The organism is Nocardioides epinepheli (genome assembly GCF_037936805.1).
GTDB lineage: Bacteria > Actinomycetota > Actinomycetes > Propionibacteriales > Nocardioidaceae > Nocardioides.
This window is the reverse complement of record NZ_JBBMMC010000035.1, coordinates 1-1,156: the sequence shown is the minus strand read 5'-3', so window position 1 is coordinate 1,156 and position 1,156 is coordinate 1. Positions and strand designations below refer to the sequence as shown.

Here is a 1,156-nt window from a genome sequence, read left to right as displayed (position 1 = left end):
GCTGTTGTGGGTAGGGAGGTTGGTGACAGCTCGGCGTGGCGGGGTGGGTAGAGGGCCTTTCCGCGTGTTCGGTGTGTAGCGACGAAGCAACTACACCGAGCAGAAAGGCCCTCTGATGGTCCACCGTAACGCTCCGTTGACTCCTGAGGGGCGGCGCCGCTTGTGTGAGCGGGTCGAGGCAGGTCGCCCGATTAGTCATGTGGCTGCCGAGGCCGGGATCGCTCGTAAGACCTTGGGGTACTGGTACGGCCGGTGGCTGGCTGAGGGCGAGGACGGTTTGGAGGATCGCTCCAGCAGACCGCACCGTTCACCGAACCAGACCTCGGCCGAGGTCGAGGCCAGGGTCTATGCGATGCGTCGGGAACTGAAGGTCGGACCGGTCCAGCTGGCTGGCCGACTGGCCGAGGAAGGACTGGTCCTACCGGCCTCGACGATCTACCGGATCCTGGTCCGGCACGGGATCTCGCGGCTGCGTGACCTTGACGTCAGCGGCGAGGACCTCCGCGAACCGGTGGTGCGTTATGAGTACCACGAGCCGGGCGGGATGATCCATGTCGATGTCAAGAAGCTCGGCCGGATCCCGGCCGGTGGTGGGTGGCGGGTCCACGGCCGTGGCTCGGCCCGACACCGAGCCGGCGAGAAGGCCCGCCACGCCAACGCCCGGGCCCGGAGAAAGGGCGGCGGACGCCCCAGCCAGCTGGGCTACGTCTACCTCCACACCGCGATCGATGACCACTCCCGGCTGGCCTACACCGAGGAACTGCTCGATGAGAAGGGCGCTACCGCGGCCGGGTTCTGGGGCCGCGCGGTCAAGTTCTTCCGGCGCCACGGGATCCGCAGAATCAAACGAGTCCTCACCGACAACGGCGCCTGCTACCGCTCCCACCTGTTCAACGCCGCACTCGCCAAGACCCGTACCCGCCACAAGTACACCCGGCCCTACCGCCCCCAGACCAACGGCAAGGTCGAGCGGTACCACCGCACCCTGGCCCGCGAATGGGCCTACCAACAGGCCTGGACCGACAACCATCACCGCAGCACAGCACTGCCCGCCTTCCTCGACCGCTACAACTACACTCGACCCCACACCGCACTAGCCGGAAGACCCCCAGTCACCCGCACCCCCGGTGTCACCAACCTCGCGGTATAGAACAGC

Annotated in this window: 1 protein-coding gene; it reads left to right on the top strand. The window is 67.0% G+C overall.

The genetic code is table 11. The features are described from left to right. Window positions 1–115: 115 nt before the first annotated feature. Window positions 116–1,150, top strand: coding sequence for an IS481 family transposase (locus WMR31_RS22105; protein ID WP_340541103.1), 1,035 nt, complete (start codon window positions 116–118; stop codon window positions 1,148–1,150). Window positions 1,151–1,156 lie beyond the last annotated feature (6 nt).